23 protein-coding genes are annotated in these 24,952 nt (G+C 46.5%); 14 read left to right on the top strand and 9 right to left on the bottom strand.

Going from position 1 to position 24,952, the window contains the following annotated elements:
- Window positions 1-62: 62 nt before the first annotated feature.
- Entirely contained in the window at window positions 63-536 is a 474-nt protein-coding gene (locus AC5JR3_RS19070; RefSeq protein ID WP_495848140.1) for a TspO/MBR family protein, read from the bottom strand.
- A gap of 119 nt (window positions 537-655) precedes the next feature.
- Between AC5JR3_RS19070 and AC5JR3_RS19075 the strand changes: the two genes are divergently transcribed.
- Window positions 656-1,396: a sulfite exporter TauE/SafE family protein gene (locus AC5JR3_RS19075; protein WP_495848141.1), complete on the top strand. Its 741-nt coding sequence runs from the start codon at window positions 656-658 to the stop codon at window positions 1,394-1,396.
- A gap of 118 nt (window positions 1,397-1,514) precedes the next feature.
- Here the strand turns inward: AC5JR3_RS19075 and AC5JR3_RS19080 are convergent, their stop codons facing one another.
- Together AC5JR3_RS19080 and AC5JR3_RS19085 are read right to left on the bottom strand one after the other, a co-directional pair.
- Window positions 1,515-2,738 (bottom strand): cation:proton antiporter domain-containing protein, encoded by a 1,224-nt coding sequence (locus AC5JR3_RS19080; RefSeq protein WP_495848142.1) that lies wholly within the window; start codon window positions 2,736-2,738, stop codon window positions 1,515-1,517.
- Window positions 2,739-2,760: 22 nt separating this feature from the next.
- Window positions 2,761-3,543 (bottom strand): SDR family oxidoreductase, encoded by a 783-nt coding sequence (locus AC5JR3_RS19085; RefSeq protein ID WP_495848143.1) that lies wholly within the window; start codon window positions 3,541-3,543, stop codon window positions 2,761-2,763.
- A 146-nt stretch (window positions 3,544-3,689) separates the two neighbouring features.
- On the opposite strand from AC5JR3_RS19085, the gene AC5JR3_RS19090 reads away from it, so the two are divergent.
- The 4 genes from AC5JR3_RS19090 (at window position 3,690) to AC5JR3_RS19105 (ending at window position 7,406) form a co-directional block, all read left to right on the top strand.
- The gene (locus tag AC5JR3_RS19090; protein WP_495848144.1) at window positions 3,690-4,598 is read left to right on the top strand and encodes a metallophosphoesterase; all 909 of its coding nucleotides are present in this window, start codon (window positions 3,690-3,692) and stop codon (window positions 4,596-4,598) included.
- A 170-nt stretch (window positions 4,599-4,768) separates the two neighbouring features.
- A complete protein-coding gene (locus AC5JR3_RS19095) occupies window positions 4,769-6,061 on the top strand; it encodes a DUF389 domain-containing protein (RefSeq protein ID WP_495848145.1) in 1,293 nt (430 codons plus the stop codon).
- A gap of 132 nt (window positions 6,062-6,193) precedes the next feature.
- Window positions 6,194-7,003, top strand: a complete 810-nt coding sequence (locus AC5JR3_RS19100; RefSeq protein WP_495848147.1) for a hypothetical protein — start codon at window positions 6,194-6,196, stop codon at window positions 7,001-7,003.
- Window positions 7,004-7,052: 49 nt separating this feature from the next.
- Complete coding sequence (locus AC5JR3_RS19105; RefSeq protein ID WP_495848148.1) at window positions 7,053-7,406, top strand: hypothetical protein; 354 nt, start codon at window positions 7,053-7,055, stop codon at window positions 7,404-7,406.
- Window positions 7,407-7,658: 252 nt separating this feature from the next.
- Here AC5JR3_RS19105 and AC5JR3_RS19110 read toward each other — a convergent pair whose 3' ends face one another.
- Both AC5JR3_RS19110 and AC5JR3_RS19115 read right to left on the bottom strand, forming a co-directional pair.
- Window positions 7,659-7,943, bottom strand: a complete 285-nt coding sequence (locus AC5JR3_RS19110) for a DUF427 domain-containing protein (protein ID WP_495848149.1) — start codon at window positions 7,941-7,943, stop codon at window positions 7,659-7,661.
- Between the two features lie 144 nt (window positions 7,944-8,087).
- Window positions 8,088-8,471: a hypothetical protein gene (locus AC5JR3_RS19115; protein ID WP_495848150.1), complete on the bottom strand. Its 384-nt coding sequence runs from the start codon at window positions 8,469-8,471 to the stop codon at window positions 8,088-8,090.
- A gap of 216 nt (window positions 8,472-8,687) precedes the next feature.
- On the opposite strand from AC5JR3_RS19115, the gene recQ reads away from it, so the two are divergent.
- Both recQ and AC5JR3_RS19125 read left to right on the top strand, forming a co-directional pair.
- The gene (gene recQ / locus AC5JR3_RS19120) at window positions 8,688-10,817 is read left to right on the top strand and encodes a DNA helicase RecQ (RefSeq protein WP_495848151.1); all 2,130 of its coding nucleotides are present in this window, start codon (window positions 8,688-8,690) and stop codon (window positions 10,815-10,817) included.
- A gap of 124 nt (window positions 10,818-10,941) precedes the next feature.
- Window positions 10,942-11,517 (top strand): acyl carrier protein phosphodiesterase, encoded by a 576-nt coding sequence (locus tag AC5JR3_RS19125; RefSeq protein ID WP_495848152.1) that lies wholly within the window; start codon window positions 10,942-10,944, stop codon window positions 11,515-11,517.
- Between the two features lie 106 nt (window positions 11,518-11,623).
- Here the strand turns inward: AC5JR3_RS19125 and AC5JR3_RS19130 are convergent, their stop codons facing one another.
- The gene (locus AC5JR3_RS19130; RefSeq protein ID WP_495848153.1) at window positions 11,624-12,508 is read right to left on the bottom strand and encodes a hypothetical protein; all 885 of its coding nucleotides are present in this window, start codon (window positions 12,506-12,508) and stop codon (window positions 11,624-11,626) included.
- 220 nt (window positions 12,509-12,728) lie between these two features.
- Between AC5JR3_RS19130 and AC5JR3_RS19135 the strand changes: the two genes are divergently transcribed.
- Complete coding sequence (locus AC5JR3_RS19135) at window positions 12,729-16,286, top strand: DNA polymerase III subunit alpha (protein WP_495848154.1); 3,558 nt, start codon at window positions 12,729-12,731, stop codon at window positions 16,284-16,286.
- Between the two features lie 223 nt (window positions 16,287-16,509).
- On the opposite strand, the gene AC5JR3_RS19140 is transcribed toward AC5JR3_RS19135, so the two are convergent.
- The 3 genes from AC5JR3_RS19140 to AC5JR3_RS19150 all read right to left on the bottom strand — a co-directional run bounded on the left by AC5JR3_RS19140 (window position 16,510) and on the right by AC5JR3_RS19150 (window position 18,452).
- Window positions 16,510-17,667, bottom strand: coding sequence for a protein kinase domain-containing protein (locus AC5JR3_RS19140; RefSeq protein ID WP_495848155.1), 1,158 nt, complete (start codon window positions 17,665-17,667; stop codon window positions 16,510-16,512).
- Window positions 17,668-17,799: 132 nt separating this feature from the next.
- On the bottom strand, window positions 17,800-18,099 hold the full coding sequence (locus AC5JR3_RS19145) for a DUF3593 domain-containing protein (RefSeq protein ID WP_495848156.1): 300 nt from the start codon (window positions 18,097-18,099) through the stop codon (window positions 17,800-17,802).
- Window positions 18,099-18,452: a DUF2499 domain-containing protein gene (locus tag AC5JR3_RS19150; protein ID WP_495848157.1), complete on the bottom strand. Its 354-nt coding sequence runs from the start codon at window positions 18,450-18,452 to the stop codon at window positions 18,099-18,101. The genes AC5JR3_RS19145 and AC5JR3_RS19150 overlap by 1 nt, the downstream gene beginning before the upstream one ends.
- Before the next feature lie 250 nt (window positions 18,453-18,702).
- Here AC5JR3_RS19150 and csaB point away from each other — a divergent pair, with 250 nt between their 5' ends.
- The 6 genes from csaB to AC5JR3_RS19180 all read left to right on the top strand — a co-directional run bounded on the left by csaB (window position 18,703) and on the right by AC5JR3_RS19180 (window position 24,834).
- A complete protein-coding gene (csaB, locus tag AC5JR3_RS19155; RefSeq protein WP_495848158.1) occupies window positions 18,703-19,749 on the top strand; it encodes a polysaccharide pyruvyl transferase CsaB in 1,047 nt (348 codons plus the stop codon).
- Window positions 19,750-20,051: 302 nt separating this feature from the next.
- Window positions 20,052-21,362, top strand: coding sequence for a hypothetical protein (locus AC5JR3_RS19160; protein WP_495848159.1), 1,311 nt, complete (start codon window positions 20,052-20,054; stop codon window positions 21,360-21,362).
- An 87-nt stretch (window positions 21,363-21,449) separates the two neighbouring features.
- Window positions 21,450-21,644, top strand: a complete 195-nt coding sequence (locus AC5JR3_RS19165; RefSeq protein WP_495848160.1) for a transposase — start codon at window positions 21,450-21,452, stop codon at window positions 21,642-21,644.
- A 497-nt stretch (window positions 21,645-22,141) separates the two neighbouring features.
- On the top strand, window positions 22,142-22,921 hold the full coding sequence (locus AC5JR3_RS19170; RefSeq protein ID WP_495848161.1) for a hypothetical protein: 780 nt from the start codon (window positions 22,142-22,144) through the stop codon (window positions 22,919-22,921).
- A gap of 254 nt (window positions 22,922-23,175) precedes the next feature.
- Complete coding sequence (locus AC5JR3_RS19175; RefSeq protein ID WP_495848162.1) at window positions 23,176-24,498, top strand: hypothetical protein; 1,323 nt, start codon at window positions 23,176-23,178, stop codon at window positions 24,496-24,498.
- Between the two features lie 135 nt (window positions 24,499-24,633).
- Window positions 24,634-24,834 carry a hypothetical protein gene (locus AC5JR3_RS19180; RefSeq protein ID WP_495848163.1) on the top strand — a complete coding sequence of 67 codons (201 nt, stop codon included), beginning with the start codon at window positions 24,634-24,636 and terminating at the stop codon, window positions 24,832-24,834.
- Window positions 24,835-24,952: the final 118 nt, after the last annotated feature.

Genomic DNA, 24,952 nt, shown 5'->3' on the forward strand with positions numbered 1-24,952 from the left:
CCTCCCACGTCAAACTAACGCGATAACAAAAGTGAGCAGGAGCGATCGGGATCAAAGCTCATTTAAGCCGCTCCAGGATTCAGCTTGAGCATTTGCCAAGTGGTGTAGGTGCCAATGGGACTCCAAATGATGTAGGGAAGCAGCAACACAGATGCCCAAAGGTTCACAGACAGAACAAGCAATGCCAAGATAATTGCGAAAACGGCACCCGTACCACCAATAACCGTGCCCACTCTCAGACTACGCATGAGAAACATCACTGGCGTATAGGCGATCGTTATCAGTTCTAGTAACAGGTACAAGCCCATAAATACCCAGGTTCTTGTACTACCAGGGTCATTTTCCCAAACAATGTAAGCAGACCAAGCACCACAGATAAAAACCACAGTCCAGATAATGGGAATTGCCCGCTCAAAAGTCAGCCAGTCCGGGCGTCGTAAACGGTTGAACCACCTAGTATCTTCTGGTCTAATTAAACCTCCCAGTAGCCCAACTAATAACGTTACGCCCCCAATCACCAGCCACGACGGAATCATTCCCTTCTCCCCTGCAAAAGCCTACCGATGTTTTTCAGTTAGGGTAGGCAACATGAGGCGATTGTGGCAGGTTGAGAGAGTCCCTGTAATCACTCCTTGGTCTGAACAAAGCACGCCTTATGACCATCCTCTTTTTGACACTGACAAGTTTCATCGCTTGGTTCATCAGCAGCATCGCTGGTGGCGGTAGTCCGTTCATTATCCTGCCGATGGTCAATTTCCTTTTGGATACATCAGCAGTGCCGCCAGTTGTCACCATGGGGATGTTAATCAGTAATTGCCACAGAGTCTTGCTATTTTGGCAAGACATTGATTGGCGGTTGACTTGGTGGTACTTGCCAGGAGCGGTGTCGGGGGCAATGTGTGGTTCGTTTGCCTTTACCCAAACTCGATTGCATTGGCTACAAATCCTGCTGGGATTATTTCTCGTAAGTTCCGTTTTCAGTTTCAAGCTGGGAAAAAAAGAACAATCCTTTCAGGTTCCTGGCTGGTTTTTCTTACCTGCCGGTTTTGTGAATGCTTTTGTTTCCGGACTCATCGGTAGTGCTGGCCCTATCCTCAATCCGTTTTACCTAAATTACGGATTGGTCAAAGAAAAGATGATTGCCACCAAAGCCGCCCATGTTTTAGTTGTGCATTCGGTTAAAATCATCACCTATGTTGCCTTGGGAGCAATGACTGTTAACGATCTGGGCTACGGTTTTGTTATTGGGCTGGCAGCGATCCCAGCTAATTATTTAGGTCAGCTAGCTCTAAAAAAGATTAATGAGCAACAGTTCCGACACTTAGCAATTACCCTGATTACCATCAGCGGATTGCTGATCCTCTGGGACGAACGCAACTTTTTTGGTTTTTGGTAAGTAACCGCAATTTTCCCCCTTCCCTATGGTGCTGGTGGTTTAGCTTTGCAGTTCTGTCTCAATCGCTCCTAGACAAATGGCATCAATAGTTTTCTTCCACACTACTGCCGGCTATATTCTACTTGGTCTTCTTGCCATAGAGTCGGCTCAAGGGCGTTGCAGTCATACCGTGGACGAGGATAGAGGCAACAATAAGCAGACTGCTGATTGTCCAGACCTCCCGAATTCCGGTACGGCCCAGCGCCAGATGGGAGTAGAAGAGAGCCGCAATACCAATCGGGCCAAACCAGCCGACAAACAGAGCATCTGAAAGACCATGCAGGGGTTTAATTAGAGGACGCAGAGCCAGCACGGCTGGGAGTCGGCGTAGCAGGAGGATAGCTATCACTAGTAGCAAGCCCTTCCATCCTAGTTGGAACCAGTCTTGCCACGGCAGTATTAAACCTAGCAATAGGAAAATTGGCAGGGTAAAGAAGCGCTCAACCGCTTCTTGTATATTTTCTGACTCCTCTCTTCGCTTGATATTGACGATGCCATCAAAGGAGAGTCCCGCCACAAAAACCGCCAGGATACCATCGCTGCCCATCAGATGGACAACTGCCACCGCCAGCAGAGAGAGGGCAACGGTATAAGCAAGAACCGACGTTCTCTCAATAATTTCCTTTTCTTCTGACCAATTTAGCAACCGACCCGTCCCGTAGCCCAAAAGTGCGCCCACCACAACAGCAGCACCGACTCCCCAAAGTACACTGTTGAGCAGCCAGTGAGTTAAAGCTTCTCCTGGCGATCGCGTTAGGAGCAGAATCGGGAGCAGGACAAACGGATAGGCTAAACCATCATTAAGCCCTGACTCTGTAGAGATAAAATGGTGCAGCCTGTCGGGAATATTCTCTTGAGCCACTACACCCGTGACGATGCTTGTAGAGACAACTGGGTCAGTCGGTGTAACTATCGCCCCAATCAGCATCGCCACCCAAAAGGGCAGATCGAACAGCCAGTACACCAACAAGCCGCTGATTACCCACATCAGGAGCATCACTAACCCCAGTACCACCGCCAAAGACTTCCACTGTCGGGAGACATATCCTCTTGGTACCCGCAGGGCGACCCCCATCAGACCAATGGCAACAGTCAGGCGAGCCGCTTCCTCAATAAAGGTTTCTCTGTTGCCCCACCAGGTTGTTACGTCAAGCCACCCCAGAGCGTCTGGACTCAACAGGATGCCCACCACCAGAGCGATAACTCCATCTGAGACATAAGATTGCCGTATCGGTTTGGAGATTAGCCCCACAACTAAAATCAGTAAGCTGATGGCGGTTAGGGCAATGTTGAGTTGATTCACGATTACCTAGGGTGACGGTGGTTTAGCCTTGCAGTAATGACTGAGCGCCATCAATCCACATTTCCGTACCCGTGATATGACTAGAGGCGTCTGAGGCAAGGAAGAGAACCAATTGGGCTACCTGCTCAGATGTACCAGATTTGCCGTCTGTTAAAGGGATCTTTCCTTCGGGAAACTCAACGGGTTCGCCAGCATCGTCTAAATCCTGTCGGTCTGTGCTGGAGTTGATATCTGTGTCAATCGCTCCTGGACAAATGACATTGACACGGATGCGATGCTTGGCAAGTTCTAGGGCAACCATTTTGGTAAAGGCAACCTGAGCGGCTTTGGTGCAAGCATAAGCGGTTGCGCCCGTGTTGCTGAACATGCGGGTGCCGTTAACCGAGGAGGTAACAATCACTGAACCGCCCTGTTTTTTCAGGTGAGGAACGGCATATTTCACGGTTAGGTACGTCCCTGTGAGATTGACATCGATGGTTTTCTGCCACTCGTCAGGGTCAAGTTCTTCTAAAGGTGCCCAGACGCCATTGATTCCTGCATTGGCGAAGACGATATCAAGACGCCCCCACTGATTAATAATTTGCTCAATTGCTTGTTGCATCTCCTCCGGCTGGGAGATATCAGTGCTAATCGCTATTGCTTCGCTACCAGCTTGCTGAATCTCGCTAACGGTTTGTTTGAGGTCATCCATCCCTCGACCTAAGGCAGCGATTTTTGCCCCTTCTTTGGCAAACAACAAGGCAGTGGCTTTGCCGATCCCTGAACCTGCGCCCGTGATTAGCGCGACTTGTTGGGCGAGTTGCATCTCCCTTGTCTCCTTTAAACTTAATTAAACAGATGGTTCAACACAGCGAGAAAACTTAACATCCCTCTTCTGAGGGAAGTCTGAGAGGCTCGCCATTACCACTCTGAGAATTCACCCTCTATATAGAGTTAATAGCAGCTAAGAGAATGCAGAAAATAAAGTACACCCTATTAGGGTTATTGGGAGTAGTAGGTATTCTCCTAATTTGGGGTTTGATAGAACCCTATTTCATTGATAAAGAAGTCGAAGTTGCAGAAATTCCCGGTCTTCCTCCGGCTTGGGAAGGAAAACGAGTCGCAGTCGTTGCAGATTGGCAAGTTGGGATGTGGCTGGACAATACTCCAACCATCGCTCGCATTGTGGAGGAACTAATTGAGGAGCGTCCCGCTGTTGTAATGATAGCTGGAGACTTTATTTATGGTGCAACCCTAGACTCCAGTGAGGAGATTGATAAAGCCATTGAACTGATTCGCCCATTGACAGCAGCAGGCATCCCAACTTATGCCGTGCTGGGCAATCACGACTATGCCTTGAAAAACAAGCATAAGCCGCCGAACCAAGAGTTGGCAGCCAAATTAGTCTTAGCTCTTGAAGGGGTGGGTGTGGAAGTCCTTCAAAATGATGCCGTAGCGCTGGAATCTCCAGAAACAGCGGGCACAGATGAGGAATTGCCTCTGTACCTGATAGGCATTGGGTCACTTTGGGCAGATAACTCTAAACCAGCCGTTGCACTAGCTAAAGTACCAGACGGGGCACCCAGATTTGTGATGATGCACCATCCAGACTCATTTGAGGCATTTCCACCAGCAACTGCTCCTGTGGCTGTGGCAGGGCACACCCACGGCGGACAAATTCGCCTACCATTCCTGCCTTCATGGTCTTGGTTAACCTATGCAAAGGATGATAAGGTACACGCCGACGGTTGGATTGTTGATGAATACGGGGCATCAGGAAACGAGCTTTACGTAAACCGAGGAATTGGCTTCAGCGGTGTTCCACTACGGATAAACTGTCCGCCCGAAATAACTGTATTTACGCTCCAGTCTAGAGGGTAGGTGCTGTAGGGCGATCGCTAAAATTTCGTCTCTTTTTCCCGGAAGTTCCCTAAAAGGATCAGGGCAAAATCTTTCCTCTGGGGGAAGGCAGAACGCACCATGGGCAAACATTCTTAGTATCAGGCGCTCTTAGCAGCGCAACAGCCACTGACAGCTTAGGCACCTTATAAATGCGCCGATTATTGATTCAGGTTCCACGAGGACAGGGGAAAAAAATTCTTGACATTGCCAAGGATTGTGATGGGATGAACCTGGCTCAGTTTGAGGCAACTAACCATGAAGGAGCGCTCGATCTGGTGATTGTTCATGTCCCCAATGCCAAGGTGGAGGAGCTGTTAAAGAAACTAAACGATGTAGAAAACTTGCAGATTTCCTTCATGCCAAGGGGGGTTATTGCCCTACAGCCCCCAAACAATGAGGCACCGCAGCAAGTTAAAAATGTTCAAGATCGTAGCTCTATTGAGGTGTTTCTGGGAGGTCTACAGAGTATTGGCTCCTGGAAAGGCTTTTTGGGCTATGCAGTGTGTGCTGGAGTTGTAGTCTGGATTGGTCTGTACACAAATACGACTTTTTTGCTAATTGCTGCGATGCTGATTGCGCCATTTGCTGGTCCAGCAATGAACACGGCGATCGCAACGGCACGCGGTGATTATATATTGCTTAGGCAAAGTCTCTTACGTTATTTTGCTTCCATAACTGTGACGATTGGAGTAACTTGGTTGTTCAGCTTGCTCCTACAAGACGCTCCTACTCCCTTAATGGTGCAACAGAGTCAAGTTGCCTCAGTAGCGGTGCTGCTGCCAATAGCGGCAGGTGCCGCAGGTGCCTTAAACCTTCTACAATCCGAGCGCAGTAGCCTAGTTTCTGGTGCAGCAGTTGGCGCTCTGGTAGCGGCTTCCTTGGCACCACCTGCGGGGATTGTTGGTATGGCGATCGCGCTCGGTGAGTGGAATATGGCAAAAAGCGGCTTCTTTGTGCTGCTGCTACAACTTGCTGCCATCAATGTATCTGCCTCCCTCCTCTTCCGCTTCTATGGCGGTCTATCGACTCAGGGTTCGCGCTATACTCGCGGCAAAAAATGGATCTCTCGCTCTGCGGGTGTAGTCACAATCGTGGCGCTGGCAGCTTTATTAACCTGGCAGTTTTCCTCCCGTCCTGAGTTTCAGCGCTCTACTCGCGCCCAGTCTGTTGTTGCTGTGATTCAACAGGTAGTGGAGAGAAACGATCTAGCAAAGTTAGTAGAATCCAATGTTCGCTTCACCCGCGCCGACATTGAGGAGCAAAATACCTTGCTGGTTGTTGTCTATGTCCAGCGCGCTCCGGGCGTTACTGCCTCTGCGGAGGAGATTCGTACCCAACTTACCCAAGCGATTCAGGCGCAATTACTAGAACAGGGATTTAATGTGACACCGTTGGTTGATGTCAGCGTATTGGAGCCACCTGCTCAAATCAATATTCAATAGTAAAAAGGTTCCCTTACTCAGTAACTAGGCGAGAATAAATCAAACGTTGTCTGCAATATGATTTTTTTGATGGGTTCGTAGTGAGAGCTTTAACCCTTTCTACAAACCTCTAATTATTTACGAACCCTACTTATGAGTTTCCTTGGGAATATACTTGCCGTTGCAGAATCCTCAGCATCAAATGCAGAATCCTCAGCATCGAATCCAGTTTCATCTAGCTTGACCTTACTCTTCGCTTCGGGACTAGCGCTGGTGCATCTGCTTGCTGGTAAGCTGCAATTTGTGTACGCCCTGTCGCGCAGTCGTTGGCTTTCCTTTGCTGGCGGTGCTTCCGTGGCTTATGTCTTTGTACATATTTTTCCAGAACTCAGCCAGAGCCAAGAAAGTTTTGAGCAGAGCAATAACTCAATTTTGGGCTTTTTTGAACATCACGTTTATCTCGTAGCACTGTTGGGCTTAACTATCTTTTACGGGCTGGAACGACTTGCCACAGAATCCCGCAGACGCCAACAGAAAGGTAACCAGCCAAATTCCACCAGTACGAGTGTTTTCTGGGTGCACATCGGCTCTTTCGCCTTTTACAACGCCCTAATCGGCTACTTGCTTCTGCATCGGGAGGAATTGGGACTTGGGAACCTTATATTGTTTTTTTGTGCGATGGCGTTGCATTTTTGGGTTAATGACTACAGCCTATGGGAACATCACAAGGACAATTATCGCCACATTGGTCGCTGGGTATTAGCTGGGGCAGTGTTTTTGGGTTGGGCAATTGGACTGGCGACGCAAATCTCTGAGGTAGCGCTGGCGATGCTGTTTGCTTTCTTAGCTGGTGGGATTATCTTGAATGTAATTAAGGAAGAACTACCTGATGAGCAACAAAGCCGCTTTTGGTCATTTGCCCTTGGAGCCACAATTTATACGGCATTGTTGCTGGCGCTCTAAAACAGCAGACGTATCAGGGTAAAATCAAAAAATTTCCCTGAGTTGATCAATGTCATTTCACCAACACAACATTGAAGCGTTTATTTCATTGTTGAGAACGAAGCCTAAACAAAGCGCACCGTCAGGCTCATCACTTTTTTCTGCTCAAGATCGAGCTAGCTTGGAAAAGCTGGTTACTAGTTTGCCGGATGATGAGGAAAAACTATCAGAGGCGATCGCATCTTGGTATGAACAACGCCCAAAAATTCTTGATGCTCAGTTAGATATTCTTAATACCCTGCTCACCGATGAACTCAAAGCAACCCGAGAAATGGGAGGCAATGTTTTTGAGGTTGACTTCAAAGACGAGAAATCTTACAAAGAAACCCTGCTTAGTCTGATTAGGCAGGGTTTTGGTGAATGATAGAGAGATTGGCGTCAGGTGAGTCGGTGAGTAGGGAAGAAAGTATGAAGTATGAAGGGTGAAGTGTGAAGTATGAAGTATGAAGTGTGAAGGGTGAAGTATGAAGGAGGTTATCAGTTTTCCTCATCGCCTCATCGCCTCATCGCCTCATCGCCTCATCTCCTCTGCACCTCTGCACCTCTGCTCCCCCGCTCCCCCGCTCCCCTGCTTCCCTGCTCCCCTCATCTCCCCCGCACCCTTGCTTCCTACTTACTACTTCTCAACTTGTACACCCTTCCAGAAAGCGATATAGCCTTCAATATTTTTCGCCTTCTCTTTAGCACTAGGGTAGTACCAGGCAGCATCTTTATTCTCTTTACCATCTACTTCGATGGTGTAGTAGCTAGCTTGTCCTTTCCAAGGGCAAGAAGTATGGGTGCTGCTTTCGGTGAAGTATTCTTTATTCACAGAGTCTGGAGGAAAGTAGTAGTTATTTTCGACGACTTCGCAGTTGTCACTCTCAGCCAGCACGGCACCGTTCCAAGTTGCTTTTGACATAGTCTTTTCTCTTAACAGAGCTTTACAAATATCATTATGAAGCGAAGTTATAAAAATGACTGCATTAATGTAATAAGCGGCACATCACAATGGCTTACTGATGTTGTTCTGTCCTCTACACCGAGAATTTCTAGTACAGAAAAATTAGTCGAAATTTTGCCTAGTTCTGAGCTGAGCACGCTGCTCTCTTTTCTGAGCCGAGTCAACTCTGGTGCGAAGTGCATTCGCTCTGACTCGAAGTGACTCAGCTTTAAGTTGAGCAGCATTTTCCCACGCTTCAGTAATCGCTATTTTGAGCTGGGCAGTTTCAGACTTCATTTCCTCTAAGTCAACCTCTATGTTTGTAGATCGAGCTTTGAGTTCCTCAACTTCTGCTTTGAGCGTATGAATTTCAGCCTTGAGCTGATCATCTGCAAAGCATAAGGCACCAAGTTCAGCAACAACATGATCGAGCCAATCGTAGGACTGCATAATACTTATGGTGGATCTACAAAAAAAATTTAAAGGTTGCGTGCCAATGTGGGTCAATTTCTCCTGTCACAATCTTAGATTGTGACAGGAGAAATTGCATTCTTTTTAGCAGGAGGCTTGCATTAGAGCCATAGGGTTTAAGAGAAGTTCAGAAGAGCGATGAAGATCTATCGCCAGAATCAAACACCCTCAAAAAACTGCAGTTAATCGACTGACATGGTAAATGGAGATCTTACAATCATTGTACGATCAGCAGCACAAAGCAGAGTAACTATGTACCAGTTGCACTCCCTGGAAGAAGCACTTAAACACTTCTTTGGATATGATACGTTCCGCCCAGGGCAGCAACAGATTGTTGAAGAAGCACTTCAAAATCGGGACTTGCTGATTATTATGCCCACAGGGGGCGGAAAGTCTTTGTGCTTCCAGTTACCAGCCTTGTTGAAGCCTGGATTGACGGTGGTAGTATCGCCGCTGATTGCGCTGATGCAAGACCAAGTCTGTGCATTGCAAGATAATGGCATTGGGGCAACGTTTCTCAATAGCAGCCTGAGTTATGAGCAAGTGCGATCGCGCGAAGCCGCTATTTTAGATGGCAAGATTAAGCTGCTCTATGTTGCTCCAGAACGCTTATTGGGAGAGAGATTTCTGCCATTTTTAGAGACTTTGCGATCGCGGATTGGCATTTCCGCCTTTGCGATTGATGAAGCTCATTGTGTTTCCGAGTGGGGACATGACTTTCGCCCAGAATATCGACAACTGCGACAACTGCGTCAGCGTTACCCCGATATACCCATTCTTGCCCTCACCGCCACCGCCACCAAGCGCGTGCAACAAGACATCCTTCAGCAGCTTACCCTGCGATCGCCTGGAATTCATATCGCTAGTTTCAACCGCCCGAACCTTTACTACGACGTTCAACCTAAGCAACGCCAAAGCTACAACCAACTTTTAAAACAAATCCGTTCTCAAAACGGCTCCGGTATTGTCTACTGTTTGTCGCGTCGCAAGGTTGATGAAGTTGCCTCCCGCTTACAGCAAGATGGCATTGACGCTCTACCTTATCATGCCGGGATGAATGACGCCGACAGGGCAGACAATCAAACCCGTTTCACCCGCGATGACGTACAGGTGATGGTAGCCACGATCGCCTTTGGTATGGGGATCAACAAACCGGATGTGCGTTTCGTCATCCACTACGACTTACCCCGCAACCTAGAAAGTTATTATCAAGAATCCGGGCGTGCAGGGCGAGATGGCGAACTGGCTAACTGCACTCTCTTATTCAGCGCGGCTGATATCCGCACCATTGACTACCTGATCGAGCAAAAACCCAATCCCAAAGAGCAGCGAGTTGCCCGTCAACAGTTGCGTCAGGTGTTGGATTACGCCGAGGGAACAGATTGCCGCCGTACCATTCAACTTCGATACTTCGGCGAACGCTTCCAAGGAAACTGCGGTAATTGCGATAATTGCCGTTCTCCCAAACCTGTAGAAGATTGGACAATTGAGGCGCAAAAGTTTCTCTCTTGTGTTGCTCGTTGCCAAGAACGCTTCGGGGCAACTCATATTATTGATGTGCTACGGGGTTCAAAAAAGCAGAAGATTGAGCAGTACGGGCATCACCTGCTTTCTACCTACGGAATAGGGCAAGATAAAAGCATTGATGCTTGGAAAATGTTAGTGCGATCGCTTCTACATCAAGGCTTAGTAGACGAAACCACCGATGGCTATCGAGTACTAAAACTAAACAAACTCAGTTGGGAAGTACTACGCAAGCAACGTTCAGTCCACATCGCTGTCACCCAAGCCCCCGCCGCTAAAGCCTTCGATATTAACCCCCGCTCCGCTGAAGCCGAAATCCTCTTTGAGCGATTACGCAAATTACGCAAACAAATAGCCGACGCCCAATCTGTACCCCCTTACGTCGTCTTTGCCGATTCCAGCCTGAAACTAATGGCACAGCAGCAACCCCAAACCTTAGAGGAATTCGCCCAAATCTCCGGCGTCGGCACTCACAAACTCACGCAATACGGCGATAAATTTCTCTCAGAAATTCGCGGCTTTTGCCAGGAACAACAACTCCCCGTTCCCCTCCCTTCAGATACCCAGATGGCAACGCTGCAACTTTACCAACAAGGCTTAAATATTGAAGAAATTGCCCAAAAGCGCGGCTTTACTACCAGCACCATCATCACCCATTTAAGCGAACTAATTGAGATGAAACAGCCAATCGACCTCAATCAATTAGTATTACCAGAACAACAAAAACCCATCTTAAAAGCGATTCAAACTATTGGTGCCGACTCCCTCAAAAACCTTCGCGAACATCTAGGAGAAAGTTACAGTTACGAAGACATTCGTCTAGTAAGAGCGTGGTGGCGAAGAGAAAGAGATTGCTAGCGCATTAGATCTAGCGGTTCAGATCCCCGACTTCTTTAAGAAGTCGGGGATCTCTCCTTCACGTATGGTTTGTTTAAGATATATAGCTGTCTACCCCACCAAAATTTGAGCATAAATCCCCAGCATGAACTACCTAGCACATCTCTATCTCGCAGAAGATTCACCGGAATCTATTCTTGGTAATCTTCTGGGGGATTTTCTCAAAGGTCAAAAAGTTGAGAACTACTCTCAGGAGATTCAAAAAGGAATCAGCTTACATCGAAAAGTTGACAGTTATACAGATTCCCATCCAGTGGTCAAACAAAGTAAAGCGCTAATTAGCGTCCCTAATCGACGTTATGCTGGCGTTTTAGTTGATATCTTTTACGATCATTTTCTTGCTAAGAATTGGTCAACCTATTCTTCTATACCATTACAAAAATTTGCAACACAGGTTTATATAATCTTGCAAAGTAACGAATCTGTACTTCCCCCTAAAATGCAACTAGTTTTGCCGAGAATTATTAACAACAATTTATTGGTTTCCTACAGAGAGTTAGCAGGAATTCAACAAGCATTGCAAAATATATCTGCAAGACTAAAGAGAAAAAATACTTTAGGAGAAGCGATAGAAGAACTTAGCCACAATTATCAACAACTGGAGTTGGATTTTAAAAATTTCTTTCCAGACTTAATCAACTACGTTCAACTGTTAAAGTAATTGCTTTGCTGACCGACTATGAAAGATTTAGAAAAAAATAGCTGGTATAGCGAAGTAGCCGATGCCTACAACAGAGTCCTTAGATACTCCGCGATCGCCTTGGGTTTTAGTCCACGCCAAAAAGCTTTTGAAAATTGTGATCCTGCTTTGCCAAAATTTTTAATCTTGATAATCGATAAATAAATCCTGCTTTTTTAATCAACTTATCAATCCCTTTTCTCCAAATGGGGCGCTCTGGATATTCAATTTTTTTGTGTATATCAAAGTAAACCTGTTTCTCCTTCAATTTTGATTGCCCTTTTTTAATTCTCTCTTTCTCCAAGTTATCTTTAAAGAAAAGGAATCTATCTGTCGATTCAATTCTAATTTCCAGCCCTGCTTTAGCAGCCGCCAATCCCATGACATTCCCCTGTCCGCTATAAACTCCCTGCATCTCAAAGAAGTAAGAAATTGTCTCCCAAAGCTTTAAAAACTCAATTTCTGCTCCAGCTTGCTTCCTCAGTGTAAACATGAATTCGTGAAACCATTGTGTTTTCTGGAGATCAAGGTCTAACTTCTGTGCCACTTCTTCTATAACTGAAAGTGCTTTACGCTTATTGCTATCTACGTTGTGTTTTAAGATGTTGCAGCCAGTTCTTGCTGTAATTCCAGGAAGCCACTCCATGTCTGTTGGTACAAAATCAATGATTCGCATATCAGAATCTAAAAATATGCAGGTATCAAACAATGTCAGAGCTTTGGCAAGGGCAAAACGCTTATCATGATACCCTTTAATGCTTTGAAGCCGATGTTTGAATGCAAGAACGTGAGAGTATTCCTGAAAATCAGTAGGTCGATCGGTTAGAACTACGAAGGTGGTAGCTGGTGAATATTGTTGAATATCCTTTGCTAGCATCTGTGCATGGGTTCGGTACCTATTGCCTACAGCCAAAGTACAAAAGCAAAATTCCTTGGACATATTCATATGAGGGCTACAACCAAGAGCATCCATATAAATATATACACTGTTCCATCCTTAATCCTGAAATATTCGCGACAATCAGCAGGACTTACGTAGAGACAAGGATGTGGTGTAGAGGCTAGGTAAATTACATCCGGATGGCAGGACATTTCAGTTGGTTAGTTGATATTACCTCAGATACTTCGGTTAGTGTTAGCACTATATAAGTAAGCTGCTAATCTCATAACCCAAAGCGCTCTCTCATTGCCCTATGTCTTTTGTTGGTCTCCACATTCACAGTGACTACAGCCTGCTAGATGGTGCGTCTCAGTTGCCAGCCTTGGTGGATCGCGCCGTGGAGTTGGGAATGCCCGCGATCGCCCTTACGGATCACGGCGTCATGTACGGTGCGATCGAGCTGATTAAAGTCTGTCGCAGCCGCAATGTCAAGCCGATCATCGGCAACGAAATGTATGTAATCAACGGCGATATCGAAAAGAAGACGCGTTGTCGCAAATACCACCAGGTAGTTTTAGCGAAAAATACTCAAGGTTATAAAAACCTCGTTAAAATCACCACAATTTCTCACCTCAAAGGCTTTCAAGGGAATGGCATATTTGCCCGTCCCTGCGTCAACAAAGAACTCCTTGAACAGTACCGCGAAGGCTTGATCGTTACTAGCGCCTGTCTTGGCGGTGAAGTGCCCCAGGCAATCTTGAAAGGCGATATGGCACTTGCCCGTGAGGTTGCCCAGTGGTACAAGAATATTTTTGGTGATGATTACTACCTGGAAATTCAAGACCACGGTTCGATTGAAGACCGCGTAGTTAATGTCGAAATTGTTAAAATTGCCCGCGAACTAGACATCAAACTGATCGCAACGAATGATTCGCACTTTATTTCCTGCTACGACGTAGAAGCCCACGACGCTTTGTTGTGCATTCAAACAAAGAAACTGATCACAGAAGATAAGCGGATGCGCTACAGCGGGACAGAGTATCTCAAGTCCGCTGAGGAGATGGCGCAACTGTTTTGCGATCATTTACCGGATGAGGTGATTCAAGAGGCGATCGCTAACACCCTAGAAGTCGCCGACAAAGTCAAACCCTACGAAATCATGGGGGAACCCCGCATCCCTGATTATCCAGTTCCCAGTGGACACACAGCAGACACTTACCTCGAAGAAGTCACCTGGGAAGGGCTGTTGCAGCGCTTCCGTTGCCGCTCTCGTGCAGACCTCAACTCAGGCTACAAAGAGCGGCTTGAGTACGAGCTGAAAATGATGCAACAGATGGGGTTTTCCACCTACTTTCTAGTTGTTTGGGACTACATTAAATACGCCAGAGATAATGGTATTCCTGTTGGCCCTGGTAGAGGTTCAGCAGCAGGTTCTCTCGTCGCTTATGCCCTCAAAATCACTAATATTGATCCCGTTCATCATGGATTACTTTTCGAGCGTTTCTTAAATCCCGAACGAAAATCAATGCCGGATATTGATACAGATTTTTGTATCGAACGACGGGATGAAGTCATTGAATACGTAACTCGCAAGTACGGCAAAGACCGCGTTGCCCAAATTATTACCTTCAACCGTCTTACTTCTAAAGCTGTCTTAAAAGATGTGGCTAGAGTGTTAGATATTCCCTATCGGGAATCTGACCAAATGGCAAAATTAATTCCCGTTGTTCGGGGGAAACCGACGAAACTCTCAGTGATGATTTCCGACAAAACCCCAGCACCTGAATTTAAAGAAAAATACGAAAAAGACCCTCAGGTTCAGCACTGGATTGATATGGCAATGCGAATTGAGGGAACCAACAAAACCTTTGGCGTTCACGCCGCTGGTGTTGTCATTTCCAAAGAGCCATTAGATGAGATTGTTCCTTTGCAAGTGAATAATGACGGTGCTGTCATTACTCAATATTTCATGGAGGATCTAGAATCTTTAGGACTCCTAAAAATGGATTTTCTAGGATTAAAGAATCTCACAACGATTCAAAAAACGGCTGAACTAGTCATAAAAAACCGGAATATTGACTTAGATTTAGACCAACTTCCCTTGGATGAAAGACGAGCTTTTCACATTCTATCTAAGGGGGAAGTGAAGAAAATACCTCAAGATATCAAAAACACTTACAAACTCCTAGAAGAAGGAGAATTAGAAGGAGTCTTTCAACTAGAGTCTTCAGGAATGCGGCAGATTGTTCGAGATTTGAAGCCCTCTAGTATTGAAGATATCTCCTCTATTTTGGCATTGTATCGCCCTGGCCCCTTGGATGCCGGACTGATTCCCAAGTTTATTAACCGCAAGCACGGGCGAGAAAAAGTTGAGTACCAACACCCTCTCCTCGAACCAATTCTGAATGAAACCTATGGCACGCTTTGCTATCAAGAGCAAATCATGAAGATGGCTCAAGATTTAGCAAATTATTCTCTAGGTCAAGCCGATCTTTTGAGGAGAGCTATGGGTAAAAAGAAGGTTTCAGAGATGCAGAAACATCGAGAAACTTTTATTGATGGTGCGGCTAAAAATGGGGTACATAAACGAATTGCGGAAGATCTATTTGAACAGATGATTCTGTTCGCTGAGTACTGCTTTAACAAATCCCATTCAACGGCTTATGGATATGTCACCTATCAAACCGCTTATCTAAAAGCAAATTACCCCGTTGAATATATGGCGGCGCTATTGACAGCCAATAGCGGCAATCAGGACAAAGTGCAAAGGTACATTGCTACCTGTTCGAGTATGGGGATTGAAGTCGAGCAGCCGGATATTAATCGCTCAGAGGTAGATTTTACTCCGGTGGGAGACAAGATTTTGTTTGGGATGTCGGCGATCCGAAATTTGGGACAAGGGGCGATTGAATGTATTTTGGAAGCACGCCAGCAGGGTGGTAAGTTTCAAGCGCTGGCGGATTTATGCGATCGCGTCGATTTGCAGACGGTTAACCGCCGTGCTTTAGAAGCCTTAATCCACAGTGGAGCCTTTGATAGTATCGAGTCGAACCGCAACCAACTGATCCATAACCTCGAGCCTGTGATCAATTGGGGACAAAGCCGTGCTAAAGACCGAGATAGTGGTCAGATTAATATCTTTGACTTGCTAGGAAAAGATACGGCGGCGTCTGAAAATGACAGCAACTCCGCCTGGGAATCTGCTCCCAAAGCTACCAGCGTTGCCGATTTCTCTCCTCAGGAAAAATTACGTCTGGAAAAAGAACTGCTAGGATTCTATGTCTCCGATCACCCACTAAAATCGACGCGTCAAGTCGCCAAAGTTTTATCTCCCATTAACCTCAGCGATCTAGAAGACCAGAAAAAACGAAATCTGATTAGCGCGATCGTCATGCTGACAGCCGTAAAGCCGATCATCACCAAAAAAGGCGACCCGATGGCGATCGTGCAGATGGAAGATTTAACAGGTCAAGCTGAAGGTGTAGTCTTCCCGCAAAGTTACGATCGCATCGGCTCCCTAATTCAAGCGGATGCTCGGTTGATTGTCTGGGGGAAAGTAGACCGCAAAGATGAGCAAGTTCAGATGATCATCGAGGATGCAGAGGTGATTGATGGACTACAAATGGTGATGGTCGAACTGACGCCGCAACGGGTAAACGACCAAGAGCTAAAGCACTTGAAAACAATTTTGCAACAGCACACCGGGGAAAAAAATCACGCCAAAGTCCCCGTATTGGCACGAATAGCCGCCTCAAATCAGCAGCATGTGCGTTTTGACTCAAAGTACTGGGTACAAGATTATAGAGCCGCGATCGCCGCTCTGAATGCCGCAGGTTTCTCTGCGCGTGCATCTTCTTTAGTTAAGAGTTGATGTTATAGCAAAGTCCTGAGTCGGTGAGTCCTGAGTCCTGAGTGGGGGAGAAAGGATGAAGTATGAGGGGTAAGAGCTTATGGTTCGCTTCTCCTTATCACCTCATCTTCCCATCCCCTCTCCTTCTCTTCCCTCTGCGTTCTGGTGTGCCTGGTGTGGTTTATTTATAAAACCCTCATCACCCCATCCAACCAAGCTACACCCTGATGAACGCCACTCAGTATTATATCTGGGAAGGAGGTTTTTTCTGGTTAGGAGAGCCGAGAAATTGGGATTTGAGTTCTTCTAATTCCAGATCAATTTGACTTTTAGATTGGGATGCCTTGGGTGGTGTGGGGGAGGCTGGTTTTTGGCTGGGATTTTTAGGTGTCGGATTGCCTAAAATTTGAGACTTGAGTTCTGCTAATTCGTCATCAATAATGCTGCGCGTTTTTGGGGGCGTTGCTGGCGAATTGGGTGGTGGTTGTTGTTTTTTGGCTTTTACCGTGGGGGCGGCTGGGGCGGAAGAAGGATTTAAGTCTTTGAAGACATCAGCAGCGGTTTGATAACGTCGATTTGTTGCCCCTTCTAGAAGTTTATCTAGGATGCGACCGAGTTGATTATTAACAGGATTTTTCAAAAACTTTCGCCACACCCAAACTCCTTCATTAACATCGAAGAGTTCAAAGGGGTGAAGCTGGGTTAATAAGTGAATGCAGGTAACACCTAGACTGTAGAGATCGCTAGCAAAAACAGCTTTACCAATGCCTTGTTCGGGGGCGACGTAGCCAGCACTACCAATTACGGTTCCGGTTCGTCCCAAAGTAGCACTTGTTGCCACTTTTGAGGCTCCGAAATCAACTAGCACCAGTTGTTTGTCTCGATTTCTTTGAATAATGTTTTCTGGCTTAATGTCCCGGTGAATCACCTGATGCTCGTGGACAAATTGCAGTACAGGTAATAAATTATTTAAAACTTGCCGAATTTGCGTTTCATTAAATACACCAATATTTGCTAATTCCTGGGCTAAGTCTCTTCCGTCAATAAACTCCTGCACTAAATACTGCTGGTTATTTAAAGAAAAGTACGCCAAAAGTTCGGGAATTTGAGGATGTTTCCCTAGCTCATCAAGTCGTACCGCTTCCTGGGTAAATAATTCCGCTGCTTTTTGTACGGTGTTTGTACCTTGGGCTTGCGGAAAAAATTGCTTGATGACACAGCGAGGTTGAGACGGTTTATCTTCGTCTACTGCTAAGAAGGTTTTGCCAAAGCCCCCCTGTCCAATCGGTTTGATGGCCCTGTAGCGTTCTTTGAGCAGTAATTTTGCACCACAAGTGTTACAGAAATTCGTCCCCGTCGGATTGTGGGGTGATGGACAGCTTGAGTTGAGGCAGTAGCTCATTCTATATAGGCGATCGGACAACTTAACTTTAATTTTGCCTGACTAACTGCTAGCTTGCTGCCAAATGAGAAAATTAGATACCCGGAAAAAGCGATCGCCCAGACGCCAATTCATTACAAATGTCATGAATCTTTACTTCCCAGATGCCTCTCGCTGTTGAACAAGCGCTTGCCGAAAGCCCAACACCACCAAAATATTAGAAAACGTCAGAAAAATCTCCGCTCCCCCGTGCAACCAATCAATATTTGCTAGTTGCTCGTTATACACCACCTTGGCATAAATTCCGGCGGGAATAGTCACTGCCACAAACACTAGCAAGGCATAAAAACCAATCAGCGCTAAACGTGGCATCTGCCCCGAACGAGTCAGAAACCACAAAAACCCCAGGTAGGGAAACAGGGAAATAGCAAACAGCGTATCTTTAGAAATCATTATTCTGTAGCAGAATCAGCAATTTGAGGGCTAGTAGGTATAGACTTGTCTATCTTCGGGCGTTTGGCTGTACGCCAAATCCACCAAGCGGCGATACACAAGGTACAGTTACCCACCACCGTCATTGTCGCTTGTAGCGTGACGAGCCAATTTAGAGAGGTAGGGTTATCGAAAAAGTGCCAGGTACAAGCACACATAGCACCAACTAAGGCGGGAAGCATGGCGAAGGATAAACCCCACCAAGCGCGGTTTTGCGTCACTTCACCATAAGTCCAAATCAACCAGATGGCGGCAATCCATTCGATGACGCTGGAAATGTGGATCATCCAGGTAGGAATTGAAAGAGCGTGCATAGTTGGAAAAAGTATGAAGTATGAAGGATGAAGTATGAAGGGAGTCCTGTGTAGGGAAGAAAGGATGAAGTATGTTCGGCGAAGCCGTTGCCGGAGGCTAGTGTGAAGGGTGAGAGGTAAGAGGTTCTTCCTATCTCCCCTGCTCCCCTGCTCCCCTGCTCCCCTGCTCCCCTGCTCCCCTGCTCCCCTGCTCCCTATCTCCCTATCTTCCCATGCTACTCCTGGGTGCGAAAGCTGATAAAGTTTCTAGATGGGGGAAATTCGAGCAGTTTGTTGCGGATATTACGGCAAAGGCAATGGCGGCGACGAGGCGCTACTGGCGTCGCTGTTGCAAATGTTACCGGAGAATGTAACGCCGTTGGTGTTGTCAGGAAATCCCAGCCAGACGCGGAAGCGCTACAAGGTGTGGAGTTGCGATCGCATGTCAGCGTTTCCTGTCATTAGAGCATTGCGAAATTCAGATGTGTTTATCTGGGGTGGCGGCAGTTTAATTCAAGACACCACCAGTGCCATTAGCCCTCTCTACTACGCGGGCTTGATGGGATTAGCCCAGCGTATGGGCTTAAAAACGATCGCCTGGGCGCAGGGGATTGGCCCCCTAAAACGTCAACTAACGCAGCGCGTGGCGCGGCAGTCATTTGGCGGATGTACGGCGGTGAGCGTGCGCGATTCCGGTTCTGCTGCTATCCTCAGCGAGTGGCAGATTCCCTTTATCCAGGCTCCCGATCCAGTCTGGGCGTTGGATAGTACCCCAGTAGAAGGGTTGTGGGATTTACCTGCTCCTAGGGTAGCCGTGACGTTGCGATCGCATCCTCTCTTGACGCCGCAACGCCTCGCTAACTTGACTCGAGCTTTGGTTGACTTCCAAAAAGCGACGAATACCTGCATCTTGCTCGTGCCATTTCAAGCCACTCAAGATTTAGCGATCGCCGAATCGATTCAGTCTCAACTTACAGGTGCCAGTAAAATTTTTACCCTAGAAGACCCCAAAAAATTAAAAGGATTATTTCGCGGGGTGGAAATGGCGATCGGAATGCGCTACCACAGCTTGATTATGGCAGCCGCTGCCGAGTGTCGCTGCATCGCTCTAAGCTACGACCCCAAAGTGACCCAATTAATGCAGGAGCTAAATTTACCCGGCTGGGAGTTAGATCAATTACCAAACTCGTCTAACATCATCAGTCAAGCTTGGCTAGAACACTACACCAATGGCGACTCCCTCACTAGCACCCAAATTCAGTCCTTAGTAGACCGAGCCTTAATGCATCGAGATTCATTAATCAGCGCTTTATCTTAAGTCAATGTGGGTTGAGCAGACATGAGTAGGGAAAATAAACCATTGATAAAAGGTGCTCCTACTCGTCTCAAAGGGTACAGTCTGCTAAAGTCTGTTTAGCTAAGAATTTGTGGTCTGAGGAATAATTGCTCACTACTTTCGATTAGCTGAGGGACGAGATGTTAAAACCTACTCTCCCACACTCAAGTCAGGGTAAAGCATTGAACGGCAATTGTTTAGATAGACCCCAATCCTAGCAGCGTGGAGGCGATCGCCCTTATTAGTCTCTGCCCTGAGATTTGTGACCTCATCGATGAAGAGCCATGAGTGAAGCTGACACCCCAAACAACCCGCCCGTTCCGGAACCGATAGACATTCAATCCACCGATGCGTCAGACCCTCCTCAGGCGTCCGCACAACAGCCTGTGGACTCTGACCTGACCCCGCCCCCGGCGATGGCAGCTCAAAACTTTAGGCAGCTACTTAGTAGCACCGAACTCCCTGTGCCAGCAACAGCTCAGTCAGAAAAAGAGTCGAGTTGGTTTGCCGTTGTGCAAAAGCTTCGTCAACGCAACCGACAATTGCTCACTCAAGTCACTCAACTAGAACAGTTATTGAGTGAGTGCAACGCCGAGCTACAGGTGCAAGCCGCACACTTCCAAGAACGGGAATTGCTCATTGCTCAACAAAATCTGGAATTAGAGACTGCTCAATCGCAAGTTAGCCGTCTATTCCACGAACTAGAATCTTCTCATCAAGCTGCCCAGCGTCAGCAAATTTTGGTGGAAACTTTGTCTGAGCAGCTAGAAGGCACCCAAGAACGCATCGCCCAGATGGAGCGGGAATGTGCCCTCACCCAGCAGCACTATGATGAACAATCTCACCAACTCTTGCAATCAGCAAATACCTGTCGGGAACTGAGAACGCGCCTGCATCGGCAGCAACGTCAAACCTTGCAATTTAAAGCAGCGCTAGAAAAGTGCCTAGAAGTCTCCCCACCGCTCAGTGAGGCTTCGCCAGCGCCTAGCAATGCCAACATACTCCCTTTGGTGCAATCTCTCCCTAAAGCGCCACCCATTCAACCTTGGTCAGCAGATCCAGATTTCCTAGACGATGCTGATGATTTCGCTCCTCATGAGAGCGATCTTTCCCTACCTGAATCCCCTGCCACGAATACTACAACAGAGTTTGACAACTTTGACGCCAGTTCCTCTGAAGAGGAATTTTATTATGCCTCTACCGCCAACGAGCCAGAACTGACAGCATTTGATGGCAGCTTGGCAGCAGAGCAGGAGTGGGAGCAGCAATTGCTAGCGGAAATGTCCTCCCTCGCGGCGGCGTCGGGAATTACTCATGACCCGGATTTGTCACTATACCCACCCACTAGCACGGATTTACCCTTTAGTGACGGTGAGGAAACTCCCCTCTCTGAGTTACTGGCGGAAAATGACCTGGAGTCAGAGTATGAGGATGAAGATTTTCTCGATGATGAATCAGCTTATTCCCAAGACTCCATGCTTTACCAATCAAACTGGCCCTCGCCTGTGGTTTATCCCTTACGTCCTCCAAAAAAACGACCTTCCCTAGCGGCAATTGAACTGCCCAGTTTTCCACCACGTCATCAACAGCCTTAGAGCTGATTTATAAAGAAAAACCGAAGTAGCACGGGATCAGCCTTAAGCCGATTTTAGACTAGGACAAGCTGAGTGATAGTCCGACAAATGTCTCGTCTGCCTGAAATTGCCAATCCAAACCGCCAACCCTATGCCAGTGACTTAAGCGATGCGGAATGGGAGATTTTGCAACCCCTCCTGCCCAAAGCGAAAGGATTTGGACGTCCCTCGGCAAATAAGCAATCTTCGGCGGAAATCTCCGCTAGCATCTGCGCCCTGAAGCCTTATGCTACTGAGGCGTGAGCGCAAATACTGGGCGGAAAACTGGCAACTGACTGTCGTGCGATCGCGCCTCTGTAGATGCACTATATCTTCGAGATTATGCCGATTGCCGCACTTTTCAAACAATTCTGCCTGGGATATTGCTGTCTGTAACTTCTGAAATCCCTGAACTGTCAGGATTACACCGCGCCTGCGCTTATCTTTGTGTCGATGCATCGGTATCATCGCAGCGCTCGCTCTGATTGCGATCGATGGACTTAACTCAGATTGATTACACTTTAGAGCCTTCCTTAAAAAGATAAGGAAAAATTTCCCAAGTTAGGCGAGTTGCCTTTAACGAATGGGAAAACTTTACAATGACCCAAACCCAAGATATTACTGAGTTTGGTCAATTGAAGAGGTGAAATCCTTAAGTTGAGATATTAAAATGCAAAACTTGAGTGGTTTAGTCCGATTGGATGATGCAATGTAAGTTCATCTTAAATCATACGCAAGATTGTGCAACTGAGGTAAATCTCATGGGTCACTCGCCAACTATCCAAGAAATGCAAGCCAAGGAAGATAAATATCGTCAATACATTCAATACCTAGAAGAGGAATTGAGAAAAAGAGCTGACTCATACGAGGAGGAACAGAACAAAACAATCAGTAGTTACTACGAGGAGAACAACTGGGACAAACAAAACTTTATTTCAGGAAAAAACGTTGATTTTTTGCATGAAAAAGACTGGTCGCTTAATAACTTAAAAACTGTAATTGAGCGCGTTACTAAAGCAATTTTTGGGGGCAATAAACCTCCTGAAGGCGTTATCATAGAAAAGCCTGAAGACGTTGGAAAAAATGTGGTAAAGATGGCTAACAGGGAGCTTTACATTGCAGGTAAAACTTTTGAAGTCTTAACTGGAATTCTTGACACTTTTGGCAACAAATCTTCTATGACATTTTCCGCTTACTCTCAAGTTATGCCAATTGTTCCTGGTATAACTTTGTTTGCCACTGTTGTTGCTGATTCTTACAAAGCAAGGGAGTATTTTAATAATGAACAAATTTATCAATACTTCTACATTTACGAAGTGAAGTATTCTTTTAAACAGGCAGCATCATCAGAAGCATTAGAAGATATTCAGCTCTATTCAAATCTTCTGGTTTCATTTAGAGAGAAACTTGAAGATCTCGGTAACCAATACGCAGAAAATCAGCTTGATGAAGATCAATTTGAGGAAAGATCTGATAAAGTGCAGAAATTCATCGATCAGTATGAAGTAAAAATCAATGAATTGAGTCAAACAGGAAGCTGATATCCCTCTTCTGTCACTCTCCGAAAAGCCTTGCGTTTTCTGAATTCTAGAGTGTAGATGGAGCAAGCGATCGCGCAATTTTTTCTGAGTAGAAATTCTTGGAGATACGAAATTGGTCAAAATGTGATCGCCAACCCCTGCATGGCTCAGCATACCTTGTCTTTGGGAATTACTAATCCTACGAAAAACCGGAGAGTGACAGAAGAGGGATATTAGTCCGCTAGCCGCTTTAGCAAGTAAGTAGGATGATTCCCATGTCGAACAATGTTTTTACAATCTTCAACCACGGCACAGACTTTCATCGCGACGCCAATCCCAATGAACTAATTAGCCAATTGAGCATAGTAATGATCGGAAGAGAAGCGCGAATCGTCCAGACTGGTGAGCGCACCGAAGAGAACCCCTATCCCTTCAAGTTAGAGTCTGAAAACCCCACTTACTTTATCTGCGAAGGGCCAGGTTCCGAAGAAGTCTCCGCAGAAGATTCTGAAAGCGGAGTACACCATGCTTATCCCGGTAAATTCAACCCTATTTTGGGTATAGAAAAAGGTCAAGGACAATCTCAAAATCGTGGACTCACGCTCAAAGGACCCAAACAATATTGGTTGTTCGGAGAAAGGCAAGCCGACGAATTTCAATTATCCTTCATGGGCAACACTCCCGAAGTCTGGAGACAAATGGGGAGAGCTTTGGGCAACGGTTGGGATGATAATGTCTATAAAGCTGTTTGGATGCTCATTCACCTCAAATTCGAGATGAGCCAACCCATCGATACCGTCAACATTATCGGTTGGAGTCGGGGAGCAGTCACCTGTTTAAAAATAGCCAACAAGCTTTTTGAAGTATTTGAAGATACCCTCAACGTTAATATCTTTGCCATTGACCCAGTACCAGGCGGCTATACTAGCAGAACCCTGGATATGCTAGCCATTCCCCCCAACGTCCGCAACTACTTGGCAGTTCTCGCCCTAGATGCAGACGGTGGTAACTTTCAACCCACAGATCGCACTGAAATTAAACTCCTTGCACCCAAGAGCGAGCATAGCAAAGGTGGCAATCCAGATAGCCTCAATCCCGAACATATCAAGCCACACGTCCATTTTTTACCCATACCCGGCAATCATTCTGATGTCGTTAATGTTAACCTCAGTCATCCACTGGTAAAAAACAGTGCGACTTTATGTCGGCATCTGGCATGGCAGTTTTTAACTGCACATGGGACTCCTATGGCAGAGGAATTTAAGCTATCTAGCGATGAAGTTAACCAACTCTACAACGAAATGATGCCAAAACTCAGCGAAATTGCCAAGGCAGCTTCATCGGGAGGATTTCTAAGTATTGTCGAAGGCTGGAAAACCGAACGGGCAGTCCGCAAGCACCGAGGCGATTACGTTCGCGAACCCGATAAATACATCAACGAACACCACCGCCTTTGCGCCCTCAAGCAAGACTATTCCCCCGTGCCAAAGTCTGATATCACGTTTTTACCAGAAGAATGGACTGAATGGAAAGAAAGTAAAGAGCTAGATCTACCAAAAGAGCAATCCCATTTACAACTAATGGGAATAACTGCGTAAACTTGCCCCCCCTCCTTAAACCCACATTTATTACCGAGGAAAGTGAGCGCCCTTAATTGAGTCTTGACTTTACCACCCTTGGCATCATTCCTCAAGCGCGATCACCCCTCTATTTTTATTTGAATTGAGACAACTTTGAAGAAGTGGAGGGAGCGATCGCACTCCACCTATCACGAAATCGCTTTCCTCTGTCAGAAATCGTTGTTCGAGGCTTCTTTAGCTCAAAAAAATCTGCTGTTTAGGGATTCCCGCCGCAACTCTCATCTACAGCAATTCCTTTATATAAGCCATCATGCAGCAATGAGCGAGCAAGCGCTCGATAATATCGATGTGTAATGTAACAAAGTTCCATAGATACGATAACCCTGTTGCCATCCCGTTTCCACCAAAAGGTAGCGAGTCTCCTGCTATACGGCTACGCCAACGCGAAGACAGCTCCCGTACTAATTCCACT

Source organism: Kastovskya adunca (assembly GCF_059505785.1).

Coding starts and splice junctions, on each gene's coding strand:
- AC5JR3_RS19070 (WP_495848140.1), bottom strand. CDS start 536: ATGATTCCGTCGTGGCTGGTGATTGGGGGCGTAACGTTATTAGTTGGG.
- AC5JR3_RS19075 (WP_495848141.1), top strand. CDS start 656: ATGACCATCCTCTTTTTGACACTGACAAGTTTCATCGCTTGGTTCATC.
- AC5JR3_RS19085 (WP_495848143.1), bottom strand. CDS start 3,543: ATGCAACTCGCCCAACAAGTCGCGCTAATCACGGGCGCAGGTTCAGGG.
- AC5JR3_RS19090 (WP_495848144.1), top strand. CDS start 3,690: ATGCAGAAAATAAAGTACACCCTATTAGGGTTATTGGGAGTAGTAGGT.
- AC5JR3_RS19095 (WP_495848145.1), top strand. CDS start 4,769: ATGCGCCGATTATTGATTCAGGTTCCACGAGGACAGGGGAAAAAAATT.
- AC5JR3_RS19100 (WP_495848147.1), top strand. CDS start 6,194: ATGAGTTTCCTTGGGAATATACTTGCCGTTGCAGAATCCTCAGCATCA.
- AC5JR3_RS19105 (WP_495848148.1), top strand. CDS start 7,053: ATGTCATTTCACCAACACAACATTGAAGCGTTTATTTCATTGTTGAGA.
- AC5JR3_RS19110 (WP_495848149.1), bottom strand. CDS start 7,943: ATGTCAAAAGCAACTTGGAACGGTGCCGTGCTGGCTGAGAGTGACAAC.
- recQ (WP_495848151.1), top strand. CDS start 8,688: ATGTACCAGTTGCACTCCCTGGAAGAAGCACTTAAACACTTCTTTGGA.
- AC5JR3_RS19125 (WP_495848152.1), top strand. CDS start 10,942: ATGAACTACCTAGCACATCTCTATCTCGCAGAAGATTCACCGGAATCT.
- AC5JR3_RS19130 (WP_495848153.1), bottom strand. CDS start 12,508: ATGGATGCTCTTGGTTGTAGCCCTCATATGAATATGTCCAAGGAATTT.
- AC5JR3_RS19135 (WP_495848154.1), top strand. CDS start 12,729: ATGTCTTTTGTTGGTCTCCACATTCACAGTGACTACAGCCTGCTAGAT.
- AC5JR3_RS19140 (WP_495848155.1), bottom strand. CDS start 17,667: ATGAGCTACTGCCTCAACTCAAGCTGTCCATCACCCCACAATCCGACG.
- AC5JR3_RS19145 (WP_495848156.1), bottom strand. CDS start 18,099: ATGATTTCTAAAGATACGCTGTTTGCTATTTCCCTGTTTCCCTACCTG.
- AC5JR3_RS19150 (WP_495848157.1), bottom strand. CDS start 18,452: ATGCACGCTCTTTCAATTCCTACCTGGATGATCCACATTTCCAGCGTC.
- csaB (WP_495848158.1), top strand. CDS start 18,703: ATGGGGGAAATTCGAGCAGTTTGTTGCGGATATTACGGCAAAGGCAAT.
- AC5JR3_RS19160 (WP_495848159.1), top strand. CDS start 20,052: ATGAGTGAAGCTGACACCCCAAACAACCCGCCCGTTCCGGAACCGATA.
- AC5JR3_RS19165 (WP_495848160.1), top strand. CDS start 21,450: ATGTCTCGTCTGCCTGAAATTGCCAATCCAAACCGCCAACCCTATGCC.
- AC5JR3_RS19170 (WP_495848161.1), top strand. CDS start 22,142: ATGGGTCACTCGCCAACTATCCAAGAAATGCAAGCCAAGGAAGATAAA.
- AC5JR3_RS19175 (WP_495848162.1), top strand. CDS start 23,176: ATGTCGAACAATGTTTTTACAATCTTCAACCACGGCACAGACTTTCAT.